This is a genomic window from Bifidobacterium choloepi, assembly GCF_010667615.1.
GTDB lineage: Bacteria > Actinomycetota > Actinomycetes > Actinomycetales > Bifidobacteriaceae > Bifidobacterium > Bifidobacterium choloepi.
Genome location: NZ_VYSG01000002.1, coordinates 299674 through 318109, shown reverse-complemented (window position 1 = coordinate 318109; position 18436 = coordinate 299674). Strand labels below are relative to the sequence as shown.

The following is an 18436-nucleotide window of genomic DNA, read 5'->3' as shown; positions in this document are numbered from 1 at the left end:
AACACGGCCTCGCTTGTTCGGCGCGGCGCTGTGGACGACCGTCGCGAACGGGACCGTTCTTCCCGGCAGTCCGATCTCGCTTCGGAATCAATCTTTCCTCGGGAAAGAACACCAGATTCCTTCACGAGGCGCCAGGCGTTACTTCATCGAATAGGAACAGTAGATGTACTTGTTCTCCCAGTCCACGTCTTCCTTCGCGACGACGGCGGGAGGATTTTCGGCGAGACTCTTTATTGGAGACACAAGATCCTGCGCCATTGTGTCGACAAGGTCACGCGCCTCGAGATTCGCAAGGAATTCTGCAGGGATGGCATCGACGCCCAGACGAGCGCCGAAGATGTTGCCGGCGACCGCGCCCGTCGAGTCGCTGTCGCCCCGGTGGTTGACAGAAGCCAGTACGCCGGCCCGAAAATCGTTTTCGTGCCTGACCGCGCAGAACACGGCGATCGCCAGCGTCTCCTCGGCAACCCAGCCTTCGCCGAGCTCGTGAATGGCATCGAGGTTGCCGTATGGGTCCGCGTTTTTCAGTTGCCGAAGAACGAGAACGTGCCGTTGACGGCGGTGGCGACGAGGGCGAGGACGGGGATGGCGAGACTCGCGGCGAGGAAGATCCAGTCGCGCACGTGGACTTCGCTGGCGCGGGCGTGGCTGCGTGGGCCGGTACCGCCGAAGCCGCGGGCCTGCATGGCGGTGGCCAGCGTCGTCGAGCGGCGGATCGACAGGACGAGCAGCGCGAAGGCCTGCGGGAAGAATTGCCTGATCTTGCTGTCGTCGCCGAGGCCGCGCGAGCGACGTGACGCCGTCAGAGCGGTCCAGTCGTCCTGGAGTACCGAGAACAGGCGCATGCCGGCGAGGCCGCCGTAGACGAACCGGTCGGGCAGGCGCAGCAGTTCGGAAAAGCCGTCGGCCAGGTCGGTCGCGTCGATGCCGAGCACGGCGATGATCGCAGGCATGCCGATCGCGACGATGCGCAGCGCCGTCGCGACGGCCAGTTCGGCCGAACGGTCGGTCACCAGCATCATCCCCCACTGCCACCAGACGTCGCCGCCCGACTTGCCATACAGCAGCACGGCGAGCGCCGAGCATGGCGCGCCGATGAACACGGGCCATGTCGAGCGGATGGCGCGCCATGGCCGGATGCCGATGGCGGCGAGGACGAGGAATTCGAGCAGGCAGGCGACGCCGGCGGAGACCCAGTCGAGGCTGAGCAGCATCGGCAGCGAGACGAGGAAGGCCCCACCGAGCCGGAAGACGGGGTTGATCGAGGCGAGGCAGGCGGAACGCGACGACGACTTGGGTTCCTCGTAGCGTTCGTTGACCTGCGTGACCGGCACTACCGTTTCCCGGCGGTTCTGTTTCCGGCTGTCCCGTCCGGGACGGTCTTGGCCGCCGGCCGCCGGGACCGGCTCGCGCCCGGCACCGTTCCATTCGGCCGTGCACTGTTCGGGAACGAGTTCGATCACCTTCGCGTCGAGTGCGGTGACGAGGTCGCGGTCGTGGGTGACGACGACGATGCTGACGCCGTCGCCGCGCAGTGAGTGGATGAGTTCGGCGATCTGCATCCAGGTGCGCCGGTCCTGGCCGAACGTCGGTTCGTCGAGGATCAGCACGCGCGGCGCGGCGGCCAGGGCGGCGGCGACGGTGAGCCGTCGCTTCTCGCCGCCGGAAAGCGTGTACGGGTTGGCCGCGGCGTACTGGTCGAGGCGGAAGCGGCGCAGCAGGCCGGTCGCCAGTTGCCGGGCGTCGGCTTCGGCCATGCCGGTGCGGACGGGTCCGAGCATGACTTCGTCGAGGACGGTCGACGTGGCGAACTGGTGTTCGGGGTTCTGGAAGACATAGGAAATGCGCGAGGCGAGCTGGCGGCTTGTCCAGTCGACGGGCCATGTGCCGCGGGCGCCGTCGGCGAGCGATGCGGCCGCGACGACCTCGCCGGTGACCGGTTCGAGCAGTCCGGCGAGCGTAAGCGACAGCGTCGACTTGCCGGCGCCGTTCGCGCCGACGAGCGCGGTGATCTGGCCGGCGCGGAATTCGAGGTCGAGATGCGAGGCGATCGGCTGCCCGTTCCTGCCGATCGCGAGGCCGGACGTCGTCAGGACCGGTTCGCCGGTGCCCCGCCAGGCCGGATAGTCGGGTTCGTCGGCGGTGTGGATGGCGCCGATGGCGTCGCCGGCGCGCCGGTAGCGTTCGGGCACCCAGATGCCGAGGCCGGCGAAGTCGATGGACGGGTCGGCGAAGATGTCTTCGGGCCGGCCGTCGGCGACGACGACGGTGCGGCGGCCGTCCTGTCCGGGAACGATTCCCGCGTCCCCGCCGCCTTCCCCGTCGTCGGTCGCACCGAGGACGACGACGCGGTCGACGAGGTCGATCCACGCGTCGGCGCGGTGCTCGACCATGACCATCGTCGCGCCGGTGAGCTCGAGGGCGTCACCGACGGCGGCGACGACCTGGTCGACGCCGTCCGGATCGAGGTTGGCGGTCGGCTCGTCGAGCAGCAGCACGTCGGGCTGCATCGCGAGCGCGCCGGCGACGGCGAGCCGCTGCATCTGGCCGCCGGACAGGTGCATGACGGAGCGGGTGAGCTGGACGCCGCGCATGCCGACGGCGTCGAGGGCGTCGTCGACGCGGCGCCAGATCTCGTCGCGGGGCACGTCGAGGTTTTCGGGGCCGAACGCGACGTTGTCGCCGAGGCGCTGGAAGACGGCCTGGGCGTCTGGATCCTGCAGGACGAGGCCGACCTTGCCCTGGGCGCGGTGCACCGGCACGCCGGCGACGGCGATCGATCCCTCGGTCACGCCGCCGTCGGCGTCCTCGACGGCCATGACGTCGCCTTCGTCGGTTTCTCGGACCGGCCCCTCGTCGTCGCCGAGCAGGCCGGCGGCGCCGCACAGGATCGTCGACTTGCCGATGCCGGAAGCGCCGAGCAGCAGCACGTGTTCGCCGGGCTGGACCGCCAGGTTCAGGCCCCGGACAGCGAAGTCGCGGCGTGACGCGTGCCGGTAGCCCCAGTTGCGGAACTCGAGCGCCGGCACGGCGCGACGGTGTCCGGCGGTTTTCGCGGAGCCGGCTTCCGCGACGGAGCATACTTCGTCGCCGTCGAGCATGGCGTTGGCGTCGCGGAGCACGGCGGCCGAATCGTCCACCGCCGCCGATTTACGGTCCGTCGGCGTCTCGGTGACGCCGGTCCACTGCTCACGAAGCTGGATGGTCATGATGTCCTTTCCGCGGCGCGGGGCGCCGGCGACGACGATGCGGTTCCGTTTTCCGGCCTCAGTTCAGGCCGCGCACTTCGCGGCCGGACGCGAAGTGGTCGAGCGCGCCGGTGCGTGCGATGGCGCGGTACAGGAACCACATGGCCAGGCCGGCGATCAGCATGCCGGAGATGACGGAGGTGAGCAGGTAGACGACGCCGTAGCTGCCGGTCACGTCGATGGCCTGCAGGTTCGTGAAGAACGAGTAGGCCCAGGAGGCCACGCCCGACAGCGCGCCGGACAGCAGCATCGTGCCGAGATTCCAGGCACGGTAGAGGACGAACAGGAAGGCGAGTTCGGCGCCGACGCCCTCGACGAGGCCGATGAGCACCGTCTCGCCGCCGCCCCACTGGTTGCCGAGCAACGCCTCGAGGACGGCGGCGACGAGTTCGGCGTAGATCGCGGCGCCGGGCTTGCGCACGATGACGGCGGCGAGCGGGCCAGCGAACAACCACAGGCCGTTCATGATGCCGGCGAGGCCCGGCAGGATCGCCTCGAGCAGGTTCCACGGCGCGGCCGTGACGAGCGCGACGCCCCAGTAGATCAGCGCCGAGGCGACGCCGATGACGGAGGCGACGGCGATGTCGACGACGCGCCACTTGAGGCGCGCCCGGGACGTCACCGTGACGGATGTGGCCGGAGAAGTCGGTGAAGTGGAAGTGGACATGATGGTGCCTTTCTGTAAGCGCGGGGCTTCGTCCGGGCATCTGTACGTCGTGGCGCATGGCGCCTGCGGCTGTCAACCCGACCCCGTCGTGGTGGTCAAGGCACGGGAAAGCTCGACGTCCGTGCGCCAGCATTGTCTGGATTCACGTTCAATCGGTCGGGACGGGATGTCCCTCTCAGCCGGTCGCGCGCCGGTAGTCCATGAATATGGTCCGGCAGGCGACAGCCCCCGTGTCAAGGCGCCAGTCTAGGGCGAGGGCGGAACAAGCGGCCCCGTTTGCCGGCGGTGATGTCCGGCATGCGGATGTGACGCCGCATTTCACGGGGCGTCGGACACGCCGTCCGTCACAGTGTCCGCACGGTGCCCTGGAGCTGCGGCGTGACGGTGCCGCGCCACTCGTTGTTCGACAGCGAGCCGCGCACGGCCCACGGGCCGTCGCCGGCCGGCATCGACTGGTTCCAGCACACGAGGTCGAGTCCCTCGTCGAGCCGGATCTTCAGGTGCTGGCCGTCGGCGCCCATCGTGCGCATGTCGTGGATGTCGTCGGCGTGGAAGACGACCTCGACGTCGGGTTCGGGCCAGCCGGGGCCGAACGGCGCGTAGTGGCGCAGCGCGGCCGGGAACTCGACGAACATGCGCCGGTCGGCGGCCGTGAACGGCATGCCGAGGTCGCCGCGGGTGTCGAGGAGAATGGCGGCGCGATCCTCCCCCGTCGCCGCGTCGTCGCCGGCGGGCCTGTGGTCGGCGGCGGTGCGGGCGATGTCGTCGGCGAGCGCGCGCAGCTTCGATTCGTCGGTCGTGAAGCCGAAGGCGTGCTGGTGACCGGCAAGGTCGTGGCCGAGCGGGTTGAGCGTGTCGATCGCGTCGTACCATTCGGGAGCGCGGCCGGATCCGCGCATCAGGTCGCGGTTGGCGACGAGGACAGGCATGCCGGTGTCGGCGAGGACCTTCGTCGCGATGAGGCCGATGATGCCGAGCGGCGCGTCGGTCAGGTAGAGGTTCGGGGCGTATGGCTGCTCGTCGACGCGCAGTTGCGCCACGTAGCCGGCGACGGCCCGCTTGCGCCGCATGTTGACGTCGTGGAGCCATTCGGCGCGGCGGTGCGCGCCACCGGGGTCGGCGAACAGGTCGAAGACTTCGCCGACGGGTTCGCCCATGCGCTTGGGCGCGTTGCACATCGGGGCGATGCGGAAGCCGACGAGCTGTTCGTCGATGCCGTCGGCCGAGTCGAGTTCGCGGTGGTCGGCCAGGCAACGCGTCAGCGCCGCGAGTCCGGTCATCGTCGCGTCGAATTCGCGGCAGCCGGTCGTCGCGTAGACGGCGGGGTTGTCGTGGTTGACGCGCAGCACCTGCAGGCCGTCGCGCATCAGCTGCCGGTTTTCGCCGCTCATGTCCATCTGGTCGCCGACGGTGCCGAGCGCCGCCAGCGCACGCAACGCGAACAGGTAGCGTCGCCGCTCCGGGTCGTACAGTTCGGCGTAGCGGTCGAGGACCATCCACAGCACGTGCGCGCCGCAGATGGACGGATGTTCGTACGATTCGCCCGTCGCGCACGGGTCGACGATGATGTCGGCCCCGAGCGGCCCGAGCTGGGTGTGGTGGTCGGTGACGAGCGTCTTCCATCCCCTGGCGCGGGCCGCGGCGACGCCTTCGTGGCACGTGATGCCGACATCGCAGGTCAGGATCGCCGCCGTGTCCGGGAACCGTTCGGCGATCCGGTCGATGTCCCAGGCGCCGAAGCCGTAGCCGCGCGTGGCGTCGGGGTGGTACAGGCGCACGTCGAAGCCGAGCATCGCCAGGCCGGCGCGTCCGAGCGCGCCGGCCGAGATGCCGTCCATGTCGAAGTCGGGCAGCACGGTGACGGCCGCTCCCCCGTCATGCAGTTCCTTCAATGCCGCGCACAGCTCGTCGAGCCTCGCGAGCGGCCGCGAACTGGGCCGTTCGATCGCGCGCCAGCTGTCAATGGTCAGTCCGCGGTTCCTGTGCCACTGGTCGATGAGGGGATTCTTCGCATTCACGGCCGTCCAGCATACTCGACGGCCCGAAAACTACAGGTTCGTCGGCTCCGGCTTGTGGGCGAGCTTGTCGAGCAACAGCGCCTCGGCGACGACGTCCTTCTCCAGGCCGGAGACGGAGACGCTCTCGTTGGGGCTGTGGGCGTTGGACTGCGGGTCCTCCGGACCGGTCACGAGGACCTCGGCGTCCGGGAAGATGCGCTGCAGTTCCGGGATGAACGGGATCGAGCCGCCCTGGCCCATGTTGACCGGCGCGGTGCCGAACGCCTCGGCCATCGCCGTCTCGGCGTCCTTCGTGGCGGCGCAGTCCGGATCCATCGCCCAGCCCATGCCTTCCTCGAGCATCGTGACCTTGACCTCGGCGCCGAACGGCGCGTGCTCCTCGCAGAACACCTGGATCGCCTCGAGCGCGGCGTGCGGCGCCTGGACCGGCGAGACGCGCACTGACAGGCGGAACGTGCATTCGGGCGCGATGACGTTGAACGAATCCTTCACCGGCGTGGCGTCGAAGCCGATGACGGTCATGCTCGGCTTCGTCCACAGGCGCGAGGCGAGCGAGCCGGTGCCGGCCAGCTCGTACGAGTCGACGACGCCGGTGTCGGCGCGCAGGCCGAGCTCGTCGACGTCGCGTTCCAGTCCGCCGATCGGCTCGCAGCCCTCGAGGCCCGGCACGGCCAGGTTGCCCTCGCGGTCGTACATCGACGAGATCAGCATCGCGGCGACGGTGTTCGCGTCGAGGATCGGTCCTCCGTACTGTCCCGAGTGGACGGCGTGACCGAGGACCCTGACATGGACGTCGCATGTCGCGTTGCCGCGCAGGCTCGTCGTCAGCGACGGGATGTCGGGAGCCCAGTTGCCCGAGTCGGCGACGACGATGACGTCGGCCTTGAATTCCCCGCGGTGGGCCTCGATGAACGGGATGAAGCTCGGCGAGCCCATTTCCTCCTCGCCCTCGATGAAGACCTTGACGTTGACGCCGAGGTCGTCGCCGAGCGCCTCGAGCGCGCCGTAGTGGATCGCGATGCCGGCGCCATCGTCGCACGAGCCGCGGCCGAACAGCCGGTCGCCGACGACGGTGCCGACGAACGGGTCGGTGTTCCATTCGGCCGGGTCGGGCACCGGCTGCACGTCGTGGTGAGCGTACAGCAGCACCGTCGGCGCGTCCGGATCGACGATCTTCTCGCCGATCACTTCCCACGCGCCCGGCTTGCCGTCGGCGCCGGTCGCCTGCTCCACGCGCGCGTCGACGCCGACCTTGCGCAGCGTGTCGGCGACGAACCGCGCGGATCGTTCCATGTTCTCGCCGGCGATGCCCTCGGCCGAGACCGACCTCAACGCGATCTTTTCGTCCAGCACGTCGACGATGCCGTTCCAGTCGGCCGCCACGCGGCGCCGCACTTCCTCCACAGACAGGCTCACTGTCCCCTCGCTTCCGTCATTCCGATGACCTAGTTGTGTGAATCTTGCTGGAAAGTTCCAATCAAGCGACGATTATAACTCGCCCTTTTTCCCGAATTTGCAACGATTCGCCCGACTCGCTGCGGCCCACGGCCGTCCAGTGCAATCCGTAGTCTTCCATTCATGGCTTTGAACAAGAAAGAAGAGCAGGAGCAGGCCGCCGTCAAGGGCGGCGGGACGGCGAAGGCGACGCAGGCCCCCTCCCCGGCGCCGACCCCGGGCAAGGGCAAGCCGACGCCGAAGCGCAAGGAAGCGCAGGCGAAGAACCTGAGGCCCCTCGTCCCGCAGGACACGAAGGCCGAGCGCAAGCGCGCCAAGGAACGCATCCGCGAACGCGAAAACGTCGAGTACGAGGCGATGCGCACCGGCAACGTCAGCAAGATGCCGAAGGCCGAGCGCCTGCCGTGGCGCGTCTACATCCGCGACTACGTCGACGCCCGCTTCAACATCGGCGAATACTTCATCCCCGTCGCGATCGTCATCCTGCTGCTGTCGATCCTCGTCTCGTTCCTGGCGCCGGGCGCCGCCTACCTGTCGCTGATCCTGATGATCGTCATGTACGTCTACCTGTTCGTCATCATCATCGACGTCGCCGTCATGTGGCACCGCCTCAAGAAGCGGCTCGCCGAGCGCTACGGCGAAAGCTCCGTGGCCCGCGGCTCGCGCTCCGGCACCTACGCCTGGTCGCGCGCCATCCAGCTGCGCCGCTGGAGGCTGCCGAAGCCGAAATACAAGAAGCGCAGCCAGTATCCGGCCGACGTGCGCGGCAAGTGAGCCGCCGCGAAACGCGAACGTTTTCCATCGACGGGCCCCGGTTGCGCAGCCAATGACATGGCTGCGCAACCGGGGCCCGTCGCGTACTGCCCGACATCGCCGCGCGATGTTCTCCCTCCGAGGAGGAGGTTTCGGTAGGGTGGTGACCGGTAACCGCCACATGAAGCGAAGGGGGCAACCGTGGCACAGGGGAACATGTTCGATCTCGTCATCATCGGAGGGGGTCCCGGAGGATATTCGACGGCATTGCGGGCGGCGGAGCTCGGCAAGTCGGTCGCCATCGTCGAGCGCGACGTCACCGTCGGCGGCACGTGCCTGCTGCGCGGCTGCATCCCGACGAAGTCGCTGATCGCGGCGACGAGGATCATCGACGACATGAAGCATGGCCGCGAAATCGGCATCGACGCCGACCTGCGCGACATCGACTTCGGCAAGCTGCGCGACTTCCGCGTCTCGACCGTCGACACGATGACGAAGGGGCTCGAGGGACTGCTCGCCCACCGCGGCGTCGTCGTCTTCCGCGGCGAGGCGGCGCTCGAGACTGGTGCGTCGTCGGAGGCGTCGGTCAGCGGCGACGATCCTTCCCTCGACTCGCCGGCCGTCACGCTTGGCGACGGCACGTTCGCCGACGCCGACGAGCGGCCCGTCACCGTGACCGTGACGCCGGTGGCCGGCCACGACGCCGTCGAGACCGGCAAGTCCGCCGCGCGGATGACACCGGTCGCCGAGGCCGTGGCCGCCGGCGACATGGAGGGCGCGGGATCCGATGGCCAAGGTGCCGTGCGGCTGCTCGACGACGGCACCGTGCGGCTGACGGCGCGCGACGTCGTCGTCGCGACCGGCTCGCGGCCGCGGCCGCTCGACGGCATCGGCTTCGCCGGCGCGCTGATTGACTCGTCGCAGGCGCTGTCGCTCGACACGATGCCGCAGTCCGCCGTCATCATCGGCTCGGGCGCCGTCGCCCTCGAATTCGCGTCGATGTGGAACGCGGCCGGCTGCGACGTCACGATGCTGATCCGCCGCGAGCGCGTCCTGTCGCACGCCGACCGGCGCGCCGCCATGGCACTGACCCGCGAGCTCAAGCGGCGGGGCGTCCATGTCGTCCCCGGTGTCCACGTCACGGCCGTCGACACCGGCGTCAACCTCGGCGCGACGGTCCATTACGCTGACGCCGACGGCCACGCCGGGCAGGTGTACGGCGAGATCGCGCTCGTCGCCGTCGGCCGCGAGCCGAACACCGACGAGCCGTGGTTCGCCGGCCGCGGCGACGACGGCCGCAGCGGCGGCGCCGGCATTGCGCTCGATGCCTCCGGCTTCGTCGTCACCGATCCGTTCGGCCGCACTTCCCTGCCGCATGTCTGGGCGGTCGGCGACATCACGGCCGGACCGCAGCTCGCCCATCATGCGTTCGAGCAGGGCATCGTCGTCGCCGAGGAGATCGCCGGCCTGGCACCGAAGCCCGTCGACGAGCGCACGGTGCCGACCGTCATCTTCTCGAATCCGGAGTTCGCGTCGGTCGGCATGACGCTGGCCGGGGCGCGCGCCGACGAACGCTATGCGAACGTCGACGAGACCGCGATGCCGGTCATGGCGAACGCCAGGATGCTGATCGCCGGGTCGAATGGCTCGTGCTCGGTCGTCTGCGGCGAGCTGGCCGCCAATCCGGGCGTGCGCATGGTCCTCGGCGTGCACATCGTCGCGCCGGACGCCAGCGACCTGATCGCCGAGGCGCAGCAGATTGTCGCCAACCGGGTACCGCTGTCCGACGCCGCGCGCAACATCCATCCGCATCCGACGTTCAGCGAGCTGCTCGGCGAGGCGCTGCTCAAGGCCGACGGCCGGCCGCTCAACACGAGGTGACGGCCCGCGGCCGCATTGTCGTCCGGCCGCCGTGTCGATCGGCACGGCGGCCGGCGCATGCGACGCCCGGGAATAATGGCGTCCCTGTTATGCTTGATTCCTGCCGTAACGACAGCAACGACGCCGACGACGGCACCGTTGCTGGTACAGTAGTGATGTTTAGTGATGTTCGAGACACCACATGAGATTCGAGTGAGGAAGTTCATGGCGAAGGAAAAGCAGGACAAGCCCAGGAAGCCGAAGAAAAAGGGCATGTTCAAGCAGCTGATCGAGATTTTCAAGTTCACGTATCGCGATGACAAGGCGCTGCCCTGGCTGACCGGCGTGGCCGGCATCGCCCCGATCGTCGTCTTCATCATCCTCGGCATCTGCCTGCACTGGTCGTGGCTCGGCTGGATCTGCTCGATGATCCTCGCCGTCATGATCGGCCTGCTGCTGTTCACGATCGTGCTGACGCGTCGCGCCGACGCCGTCGGCTACCGCCAGATCGAGGGCAAGCCGGGCGCCGCCGTCAGCGTGCTCGGCAACATGAAGAACGCCGGTTTCTCGTTCCCGCAGGATCCGCTGTGGGTCGATCCGCGCACGCAGGACGTGATCTGGTACGGCACGAGCTACAACGGCATCTACCTGATCGGCGAGGGCGACTACGGCCGCGTGCACAAGGCGATGGACCGCATCGAGAAGCGCCTCAAGGGCGTCACCGCCGGTTCCGACATCCCGATCTTCCGCATTTCCGTCGGTCAGGGTCCCAAGCAGGTGCGCATCCAGGACCTGCGCAAGAAGATCGTCGGCATGAAGGCGTACGTGCCGACCGAGCACAAGAACGCCATCGCGAAGAAGGTGCACGGCAAGCGCCGCTTCATGATGAACAAGTACCAGCTCGGCATCCTCAACGAGCGCCTGCGTACGCTGCAGAAGAAGAACATGATGGGCGCGCCGAAGGGCATGGACCCGAATCACCCGCCGAAGATGAGCCGCCGCGCGATGCGCGGCCGCTGACCGGCAAGGGCGCATTCCCGCCAACAGTCTTTCCGATGGGCCTCCGTTCCGACATGGACGGAGGCCCATCGGCATATTTGCGTACCCGATACCGGCTGCTCTTCACTGGCTGCTCTCCCCGCTCCCCGGATGTCGCCAGCACGAGCCGGGAGCTCGGGTTGGCGACATCCAGAAAACCGGCATCGAGACGGGTTCTGTCCAGTTGGCGATCGTGCGCCATGACGCGCGAATCGTCTCCGATATCCGCGAGAACATGGGTATTTCGCCGTCATGGGGGCATCGTCCGGCGATGACGAAACATTTTCGTAACCCAACGAACAATTCGGCGAAACTCGAGAACCTATTCTTTTATCCCGTAAGCAACTTTTGAAAGGAGCGGTCCCGTGGCAGAACTCAAGTCCAAGGAAGATGCCGAGGCCCTTATCAACACCGAAGGCATCGAGTATGTCTCCGTTCGCTTCACCGACCTGATCGGTGTCCAGCAGCACTTCACGGTGCCGGCCAGCGAGTTCCTCAAGGATGCGTTCGACGAGGGCATGCCGTTCGACGGCTCCTCCATCGAGGGATTCCAGGCCATCAACGAGTCCGACATGAAGCTCGTGCCGGACATCGAGACGGCGTTCGTCGATCCGTTCCGCAAGCACAAGACGCTCGACGTCGCGTTCTCGATCGTCGACCCGCTGACCGACGAGCCGTACTCGCGCGATCCGCGCCAGGTCGCCGCGAAGGCCGAGGCCTACCTGAAGTCGACCGGCATCGCCGACACCGCGTCGTTCGCGCCGGAAGCCGAATTCTTCATCTTCGACAAGGTGCGCTTCGAGAACAGCATGCAGCGTTCGTTCTACGAGGTCGACTCGATCGAGGCCCCGTGGAACTCCGGCCTGGACGTCGAGGACGACGGCACGCCGAACATCGCCTTCAAGAACCGCGTCAAGCGCGGCTACTTCCCGGTCCCGCCGGCCGATCACACGCAGGACCTGCGCGACGACATGGTCGCCAACCTGCAGAAGGTTGGCCTGATCCTGGAGCGCGCCCACCACGAGGTCGGCGGCGCGGGCCAGCAGGAAATCAACTACCGCTACAACTCGCTGCAGCACGCCGGCGACGACCTGATGAAGTACAAGTACGTCATCCACGAGACCGCCGCGCAGGCCGGCAAGGCCGCGACGTTCATGCCGAAGCCGATCGCCGGCGACAACGGCACCGGCATGCACTGCCACCAGTCGCTGTGGAAGGACGGCAAGCCGCTGTTCTACGACGAGAAGAACTACGGCGGCCTGTCCGACATGGCCCGCTGGTACATCGGCGGCCTGATCAAGCACTCGTCGTCGGTGCTGGCGTTCACGAACCCGTCGCTGAACTCCTACCACCGCCTGGTGCCGGGCTTCGAGGCGCCGGTCAACCTGGTCTACTCGGCCCGCAACCGTTCCGCGGCCATCCGCATCCCGCTGGCGGGCACGTCGCCGGCCGCCAAGCGCATCGAGTTCCGCGCCCCGGATCCGTCCTGCAACCCGTTCCTGGCGTTCTCGGCCCAGCTGATGGCCGGCCTGGACGGCATCCTCAACCACATCGAGCCGCCGGAGCCGATCGACAAGGACCTCTACGAGCTGCCGCCGGAAGAGCACGCCGGCATCAAGCAGGTCCCGTCGTCGCTGGCCGAGGCCATGGACGCGCTGGAAGAGGACAACGACTTCCTCACCGCCGGCGACGTCTTCACGTCCGACCTGATCGAGACGTGGATCGACCTCAAGCGTTCCGAGATCGACCAGGCCCGCCTGATGCCGACCCCGCTGGAATACGAGCTGTACTTCCACATCTGATTCGCCGGTTCGGCAATCGCTGACAACGAGGCCGGAAACCAACGCAATCGCAATGATTGCGGCGGTTTCCGGCCTCGTTTCCTTTCACCGGCGCCGCCCGTCGCGAGGATGTCCGGGAATTGTTCCGGAACAGCGCGGGCAACATGCGGACGGCACACGGGCACGGCGAGACGCCGCCGGACGTCCGGATCCGGAATCCGTGTCCGGACGTCACTCGTCCATCAGCCGGTGGACAATCTGGGCGAAGACGGTGCCCATGCCGTCGGCGCGCAACGAGCCGTCGGGGTTGAGGACGGCCGGGCGGCCGTCCATCTCCCCCGCCTCGCGCACTTCCGGTTCGAGCGGAATCCGGGCGAGCAGCGGCACGTCGTAGCCAAGGTCGCGGGTCAGCTGCGAACTGACGCGGGCACCGCCACCCTCGCCGAAGATCTTCAGCCGTTCGCCGTTGTGCTCGTAATAGCTCATGTTCTCGATGACGCCACGCACCTTCTTCATCGGCATCTGCAGCGCGACGAGTCCGGAGCGCACGGCGATGTCGGAAGCCGACGGCTGCGGCGTCGTCACGACGACGAGTTCGGTGTTCGGCAGCGCCTGCGCCACCGAGATCGCCATGTCGCCGGTGCCTGGTGCCAGGTCGAGCAGCAGCACGTCCGGCTCGCCCCACCACACGTCGGACAGGAACTGTTCGAGCGACCGCTGCAGGCGCGGACCGCGCCACAGGATCGCCCGGTCGGAGCCGGCGAACATGCCGATCGAGATCAGCTTCACGCCCCATGCCGTGACCGGCATCAGCATGCCGTTGAGGTTCGTCGGCTGCGCATGCGTGCCGAACAGCCGCGGCAGCGAGAAGCCGTAGATGTCGGCGTCGATGACGGCCGTCGAATAGCCCATCGCTGCGAACGTCGCGGCGAGGTTGGCCGTGACCGACGACTTGCCGACGCCGCCCTTGCCGGACGCGATCGCGAAGATCCGCGTCTTCGATTCCGGCTTCGTGAACGGGTTCTCGCGGCGTTCGGCCTTGAGGTCCGCGACGAGACGGTTGAGCTTGTCCGGCGACATCGAGCCGACGTGGATGTGCGGAATCAGCGTCGCGTCCGGATAGGTGGAGACGGCGCCGTTGATCTGGTTCGTGATCGTGCCGGACAGCGGGCAGCCGGGCACCGTCAGCTCGACGTCGATGTCGACGTCGTAGACGGGAGAATCGTCGCCGTTGACGACGGAAGAATCGTCGCCGGCAATGTCCCCGTCCGATCCGTCCGATCCGTGGACCGGGGCGTCGGAGCGGGAATCGTCCGGCATGCCGGTGGCGGTCCGTTCGGTGACGTGGATGCCGGAGATCATCCCGAGGTCGGTGACGGACCGGCCGAGTTCCGGATCGATGACCTTCGTCAGGCGCGTGTAGATCTGCTCTTCAATCGGATTCATGCAGCTTGGCTCCCTTCGCAACTTCTTCACTCTAGCGTGAGGGATGCAGCGACGCGAGCGGCCTGTGGACCGCCGGCATTCAACGCGATTCGTCCGCTCCGATCGCGATGTGATGTTGATCCGTCGTGTCCGCGGAAGCCTGCAGGAGGGTTCGGGACAGCGTCGGGCATGTCATGTCGCGCCTGGCGGGCGCACCGGTGGCGACGATGGAATGGCGCTCCGGGACGGCACCCCGCGATGTCATTGCCGGCAGCTGTCGACGAAGGCGGCGACGATGGCCCGGCTTGGCCGGTCGCCGCCGGCGTAGCAGAATTCCGGATGCCACTGGATGCCGAGGAAGAACCTGCCGCCGGGCATCTCGAGCGCCTCGACGAGGCCGTCCTCGGCGACGGCGGCGACCGCGAGCGCCGGCGCGACGTCGCGGACGCCCTGGTGATGGTAGCTGTTGACGCCGATGACGAGCGGAGCGGACTCGCCGGACGATGCGATGGCGGCGCGACCGGCGGAATCTTCCCGCGCCGTCACGCCGCTCCGGCGCAGCAGCGTGTCGAGCCGGCTGCCGGCGACGACGGCGACTCCGTGAACCTCGCGGTCGTATGGCGCGCTCATGCGATGCCGCCGGCCCAGGCCGTCCGGCTGTTCGGTGGGCAGGTCCTGGTAGAGCGTGCCGCCAAGGGCGGCGTTCATGACCTGCAGGCCACGGCAGATGCCGAGGACCGGCTTGTCGAGGTCGGCGAGGCGTGGCAGCAGGTAGCCTTCCATCGCGTCGCGGACCGGACTGCCCGCGTGGCATGCCGGTGTGCGTCCGGCCCCGTACATGCCCGGGTCCACGTCGGGACCGCCGGTGAACAGGAAACCGTCGCAGGTGTCGAGAAGGTAGTCGAGCGTGTCGCGGTCGTCGGTGGGCGGCGGCATCAGCGGGATGGCGCCCTCGGCTTCCAGCATCGTGAAGTAGCCGGTCAGCATCCAGTAGCTGTCCCTGGCCTCGTCGATCAACGGCATGACGCCTATTACCGGTTTCATCGTTCCCGTTCTCCTTGCCCGATTCAAGTCGATGGGAGCACCGTAACGGACCAATGTTTCTCCGTCGTGTTTCATGTCCGGAATGGACTTCGCACTTTTCATGAGGTCACCGGGAAAGTGCGACGTTTCCTGGCGATCAGGGCCTTGGAAAAGGACCGAATCCCGCCATTTTCCCATTGCGGGCATGCCTGATCGCGGCCGGAATTCCCGCACTTTTCAAGTGACCGTCCGGAACGTGCGGGGTCATTCCGCTTTCCCGGTCTCCAGGAGTTCCCTGAACTGGGCCTCATTCAGCATCGGGATGCCGAGGTCCTCGGCTTTCTTCGCCTTCGAGCCGGCGTTGGCGCCGACGACGACATAGTCGGTCTTCTTGCTGACGGAGCCCGCGGCCTTGCCGCCGCGGTCGGTGATCGCGTCCTTGGCGCTGTCGCGCGTGAAGTCCTCGAGCGAGCCGGTGACGACGACGGTCTTGCCGGCCAGCGTCTGCGGCAGCTTCTCCTTCGTCTCGGCTTCAGAGCCGACGCCGGCGGCGCGCCACGCGGCGATGATCGAGCCGTGCCAGGTCGTCGGGTCGTCGGTGTCGGCGAACCATTCGACGATGGCCTGCGCCATTTCGGGACCGACGCCGTCGACGGCCTCGAGCTGCTCGGCCGTGGCGTGGGCGATCTCGTCGACCGATCCGAACGCCTTGGCCAGCGTCTTCGCGGTCGGCGGTCCGACGTGCCTGATCGACAGCGCGACGAGCACGCGGTCGAGCGTCGCGTGCCGCGCCTTCTCGAATTCGTCGAACATCGCGCGCGTCGTCTCGGTGGGCTGCGCGATGACGGGCCTGACCGTCACGTCGCCGTTGCGGGAGGTCTTCGTCTCCTCGCTCACGACGACGGCGTCGGCCGGAATCCGGTACTCCGGATAACGCACCGAGTATGCCGATACGCGGGATTCCTCCGTGGCGACGGCGGCGCCGCCGTCCAGCACGGCAGCCTGGCGTTCGTCATAGGCGTGGTCGAGCGCGACGTCGACGGCGGGTTCGGCGGCGAGTTCGGCCTTCGTCTTCTTCCTGGCCGGCGCCGGCGTGGTCCAGAATGCGGGGACGCGGTGCCACAGGCCGGAGCCTCCGATGCGCTTGCGGGTCTTCTTCGTGCGCCCGGTGGCCTCGTCGACCTGTTCGCGGATCTCGATGATCGGGGCTTCGCGCCAGACCATGACGTCGCGCAGTTCGTCGGCGGTCAGCGCGAAGATGCCGGCTTCGGACAGCAGGACGGGCTGCTGTCGCGCCGGCAGCTCGAGACCGTCGACGGGTTCGTAGGGCGCCGGTTCCTCGCCGGGGGCGACGGTGATCTCGCGGATCGCCGGCGCGTACGCCTCGACGGTCGTCGGCCGGTTGTCTTCGGGGTTGGTCAGCGCGATGGCGCTCTGGTCGCCGAGGTGCTCGATGTCGAAGGCCTTGCGGGCGGCGAGGTTGATGACGCGTTCGGACAGCTGCGCCGGGCAGCCTTCGGAGTTCGGACAGCGCAGGTCCTTGTCGCCTTCCTTGGCGGGGGCCAGCACGGCGCCGCACGACGGGCAGCGGGTCGGCATCGTGAATTCGCGCAGCGACGATTCGCGTCCCTTGCGCCGTTCGAGGACCGGGCCGACAAGCTCCGGGATGACGTCGCCCGCCTTGCGCACGACGACGGTGTCGCCGATGAGGATGCCCTTGCGGACCACTTCGAAGCCGTTGTGCAGCGTGGTGCGGGAGACGGTGGAGCCGGCCACGTAGACGGGCTTGAGGACGGCGACCGGCGTGATGCGGCCGGTGCGGCCGACCTGGACGCGGATGTCGAGCAGTTCGGTGTTGACTTCCTCGGGCGGATACTTGTAGGCGATGGCCCAGCGCGGCGCGCGCGACGTGGCGCCGAGGCGCCGCTGCAGCGCGAGGTCGTCGACCTTGACGACGATGCCGTCGAGCGCGTGTTCGATGTCGCCGCGGTGTTCGCCGTAGTAGTCGATCATGTCGAGGATCTCGTCGAACGACCGGACTTCGCGGTTGTGCGAGGAGACCGGAATTCCCCACTGTTCGTAGAGGGCGTAGGCTTCGGACTGCTCGCGGATCTCGTCGGCGGCGTCGACGGGCTTGCCGGCGCCCCAGTCCAGCGTGCCGATGCCGTGCGCGTAGAAGCTCAGCGGTCGCGTCGCCGTGATCCTCGGGTCCTTCTGGCGCAGCGATCCGGCGGCCGCGTTGCGCGGGTTGGCGAACGGGGCACGGCCGGCGTCTTCCTGCCGTTCGTTGAGCGCGGCGAAGTCGTCCCAGCGCATGAACACTTCGCCGCGGATCTCGACTCCGTGCGGAATGTCGCCGCTCGGACCGGATAGCTGCGCGGGAATCGTGCCGATCGTGCGGACATTCAGCGTGATGTCCTCGCCGGTGACGCCGTCGCCGCGCGTCAGGCCCTGAACGAGCACGCCGTCGCGGTAGATGAGGTTGAGGGCCAGGCCGTCGATCTTGACCTCGCAGGTCATCGGCAGCGGCTCGCCGGCGGCGAGGCCGAGGTCGGCCCGGACGCCGTCGTACCATTCGCGCAGTTCCTGGATGGAGAACACGTCGTCGAGCGACATCATGCGCGACGGGTGGCGCACCGACGCGAATTCGTTCGAGAACGTGCCGCCGACGCGGTGCGTGGGCGACTGGGGGTTGTCGAGGGACGGGAACGCGAGCTCGAGCGCCTGCAGGAACCGCATGCGCGCGTCGTAGGCGGCGTCGGACGAGACCGGCGCGTCGTCGATGTAGTAGGCGATCTGGTCGCTTTCCACCCAGGCGGCGACCTTCGCCCACAGCTTGGCCGCGCGTTCGGCGGACAGCGCCGGGATGTCGACCTGCTCGAGCTTCATCGCGTCGGCGTCGGTCGGCTGCAGCGACTGGATCCACCGGTCGGAGCCGGGCTCGCCGTGGGCGCCGCGGCCGTCCGGAGTCGCCGGCGCGTCCGGAGTCGCCGGCGCCGCCGGCTTCTTCGCGGCCGGCGTCGTCACCGGCGACGATTCGCCGGTGCTGCCGAATCCGTCGCCCAAGTCCAGCGTCATCTGATCGTTCACGGCCTGTCCTTCCCCACGATGGCGTCGCCGGGAAACGGCGACTATCGACAAGGATAGTACCGGCGAGGCCGGAACCGC

The 18436-nt window shown here is 68.1% G+C and carries 12 protein-coding genes; 4 read left to right on the top strand and 8 right to left on the bottom strand.

Translation table 11 applies throughout. The features are described from left to right. Positions 1 to 138: 138 nt before the first annotated feature. The 5 genes from F6S87_RS06405 to F6S87_RS06385 form a co-directional block, all read right to left on the bottom strand. On the bottom strand, positions 139 to 492 hold the full coding sequence (locus F6S87_RS06405) for an ADP-ribosylglycohydrolase family protein (RefSeq protein ID WP_331270773.1): 354 nt from the start codon (positions 490 to 492) through the stop codon (positions 139 to 141). A 32-nt stretch (positions 493 to 524) separates the two neighbouring features. Next, positions 525 to 3209, bottom strand: coding sequence for an ATP-binding cassette domain-containing protein (locus F6S87_RS06400; RefSeq protein WP_231129408.1), 2685 nt, complete (start codon positions 3207 to 3209; stop codon positions 525 to 527). 58 nt (positions 3210 to 3267) lie between these two features. Further along, positions 3268 to 3915 (bottom strand): ECF transporter S component, encoded by a 648-nt coding sequence (locus F6S87_RS06395; protein WP_163227815.1) that lies wholly within the window; start codon positions 3913 to 3915, stop codon positions 3268 to 3270. A 344-nt stretch (positions 3916 to 4259) separates the two neighbouring features. Beyond that, positions 4260 to 5933 carry a DHH family phosphoesterase gene (locus F6S87_RS06390; protein ID WP_163227814.1) on the bottom strand — a complete coding sequence of 558 codons (1674 nt, stop codon included), beginning with the start codon at positions 5931 to 5933 and terminating at the stop codon, positions 4260 to 4262. Between the two features lie 30 nt (positions 5934 to 5963). After that, positions 5964 to 7349 carry a dipeptidase gene (locus F6S87_RS06385; protein WP_163227813.1) on the bottom strand — a complete coding sequence of 462 codons (1386 nt, stop codon included), beginning with the start codon at positions 7347 to 7349 and terminating at the stop codon, positions 5964 to 5966. A 162-nt stretch (positions 7350 to 7511) separates the two neighbouring features. Here F6S87_RS06385 and F6S87_RS06380 point away from each other — a divergent pair, with 162 nt between their 5' ends. The 4 genes from F6S87_RS06380 (at position 7512) to glnA (ending at position 12841) form a co-directional block, all read left to right on the top strand. Continuing rightward, positions 7512 to 8162, top strand: coding sequence for a DUF3043 domain-containing protein (locus F6S87_RS06380; RefSeq protein ID WP_163227812.1), 651 nt, complete (start codon positions 7512 to 7514; stop codon positions 8160 to 8162). A 195-nt stretch (positions 8163 to 8357) separates the two neighbouring features. Continuing rightward, positions 8358 to 10022, top strand: a complete 1665-nt coding sequence (locus tag F6S87_RS06375) for an FAD-dependent oxidoreductase (protein ID WP_231129424.1) — start codon at positions 8358 to 8360, stop codon at positions 10020 to 10022. A gap of 204 nt (positions 10023 to 10226) precedes the next feature. Continuing rightward, on the top strand, positions 10227 to 11021 hold the full coding sequence (locus F6S87_RS06370) for a DUF4191 domain-containing protein (protein WP_163227810.1): 795 nt from the start codon (positions 10227 to 10229) through the stop codon (positions 11019 to 11021). Between the two features lie 383 nt (positions 11022 to 11404). Then, on the top strand, positions 11405 to 12841 hold the full coding sequence (gene glnA / locus F6S87_RS06365) for a type I glutamate--ammonia ligase (RefSeq protein ID WP_163227809.1): 1437 nt from the start codon (positions 11405 to 11407) through the stop codon (positions 12839 to 12841). Positions 12842 to 13051: 210 nt separating this feature from the next. On the opposite strand, the gene F6S87_RS06360 is transcribed toward glnA, so the two are convergent. The 3 genes from F6S87_RS06360 to ligA all read right to left on the bottom strand — a co-directional run bounded on the left by F6S87_RS06360 (position 13052) and on the right by ligA (position 18358). Beyond that, positions 13052 to 14266, bottom strand: a complete 1215-nt coding sequence (locus F6S87_RS06360; RefSeq protein WP_163227808.1) for an Mrp/NBP35 family ATP-binding protein — start codon at positions 14264 to 14266, stop codon at positions 13052 to 13054. A gap of 240 nt (positions 14267 to 14506) precedes the next feature. Beyond that, positions 14507 to 15289, bottom strand: a complete 783-nt coding sequence (locus F6S87_RS06355; protein WP_163227807.1) for a gamma-glutamyl-gamma-aminobutyrate hydrolase family protein — start codon at positions 15287 to 15289, stop codon at positions 14507 to 14509. A gap of 243 nt (positions 15290 to 15532) precedes the next feature. Next, complete coding sequence (gene ligA, locus F6S87_RS06350; RefSeq protein WP_331270768.1) at positions 15533 to 18358, bottom strand: NAD-dependent DNA ligase LigA; 2826 nt, start codon at positions 18356 to 18358, stop codon at positions 15533 to 15535. Positions 18359 to 18436 lie beyond the last annotated feature (78 nt).

Bases quoted from the DNA above. Each gene is read 5' to 3' on its own strand.
- F6S87_RS06400 (WP_231129408.1), bottom strand. From the start codon at position 3,209: ATGACCATCCAGCTTCGTGAGCAGTGGACCGGCGTCACCGAGACGCCG.
- F6S87_RS06395 (WP_163227815.1), bottom strand. From the start codon at position 3,915: ATGTCCACTTCCACTTCACCGACTTCTCCGGCCACATCCGTCACGGTG.
- F6S87_RS06380 (WP_163227812.1), top strand. From the start codon at position 7,512: ATGGCTTTGAACAAGAAAGAAGAGCAGGAGCAGGCCGCCGTCAAGGGC.
- F6S87_RS06375 (WP_231129424.1), top strand. From the start codon at position 8,358: ATGTTCGATCTCGTCATCATCGGAGGGGGTCCCGGAGGATATTCGACG.
- F6S87_RS06370 (WP_163227810.1), top strand. From the start codon at position 10,227: ATGGCGAAGGAAAAGCAGGACAAGCCCAGGAAGCCGAAGAAAAAGGGC.
- F6S87_RS06360 (WP_163227808.1), bottom strand. From the start codon at position 14,266: ATGAATCCGATTGAAGAGCAGATCTACACGCGCCTGACGAAGGTCATC.
- F6S87_RS06355 (WP_163227807.1), bottom strand. From the start codon at position 15,289: ATGAAACCGGTAATAGGCGTCATGCCGTTGATCGACGAGGCCAGGGAC.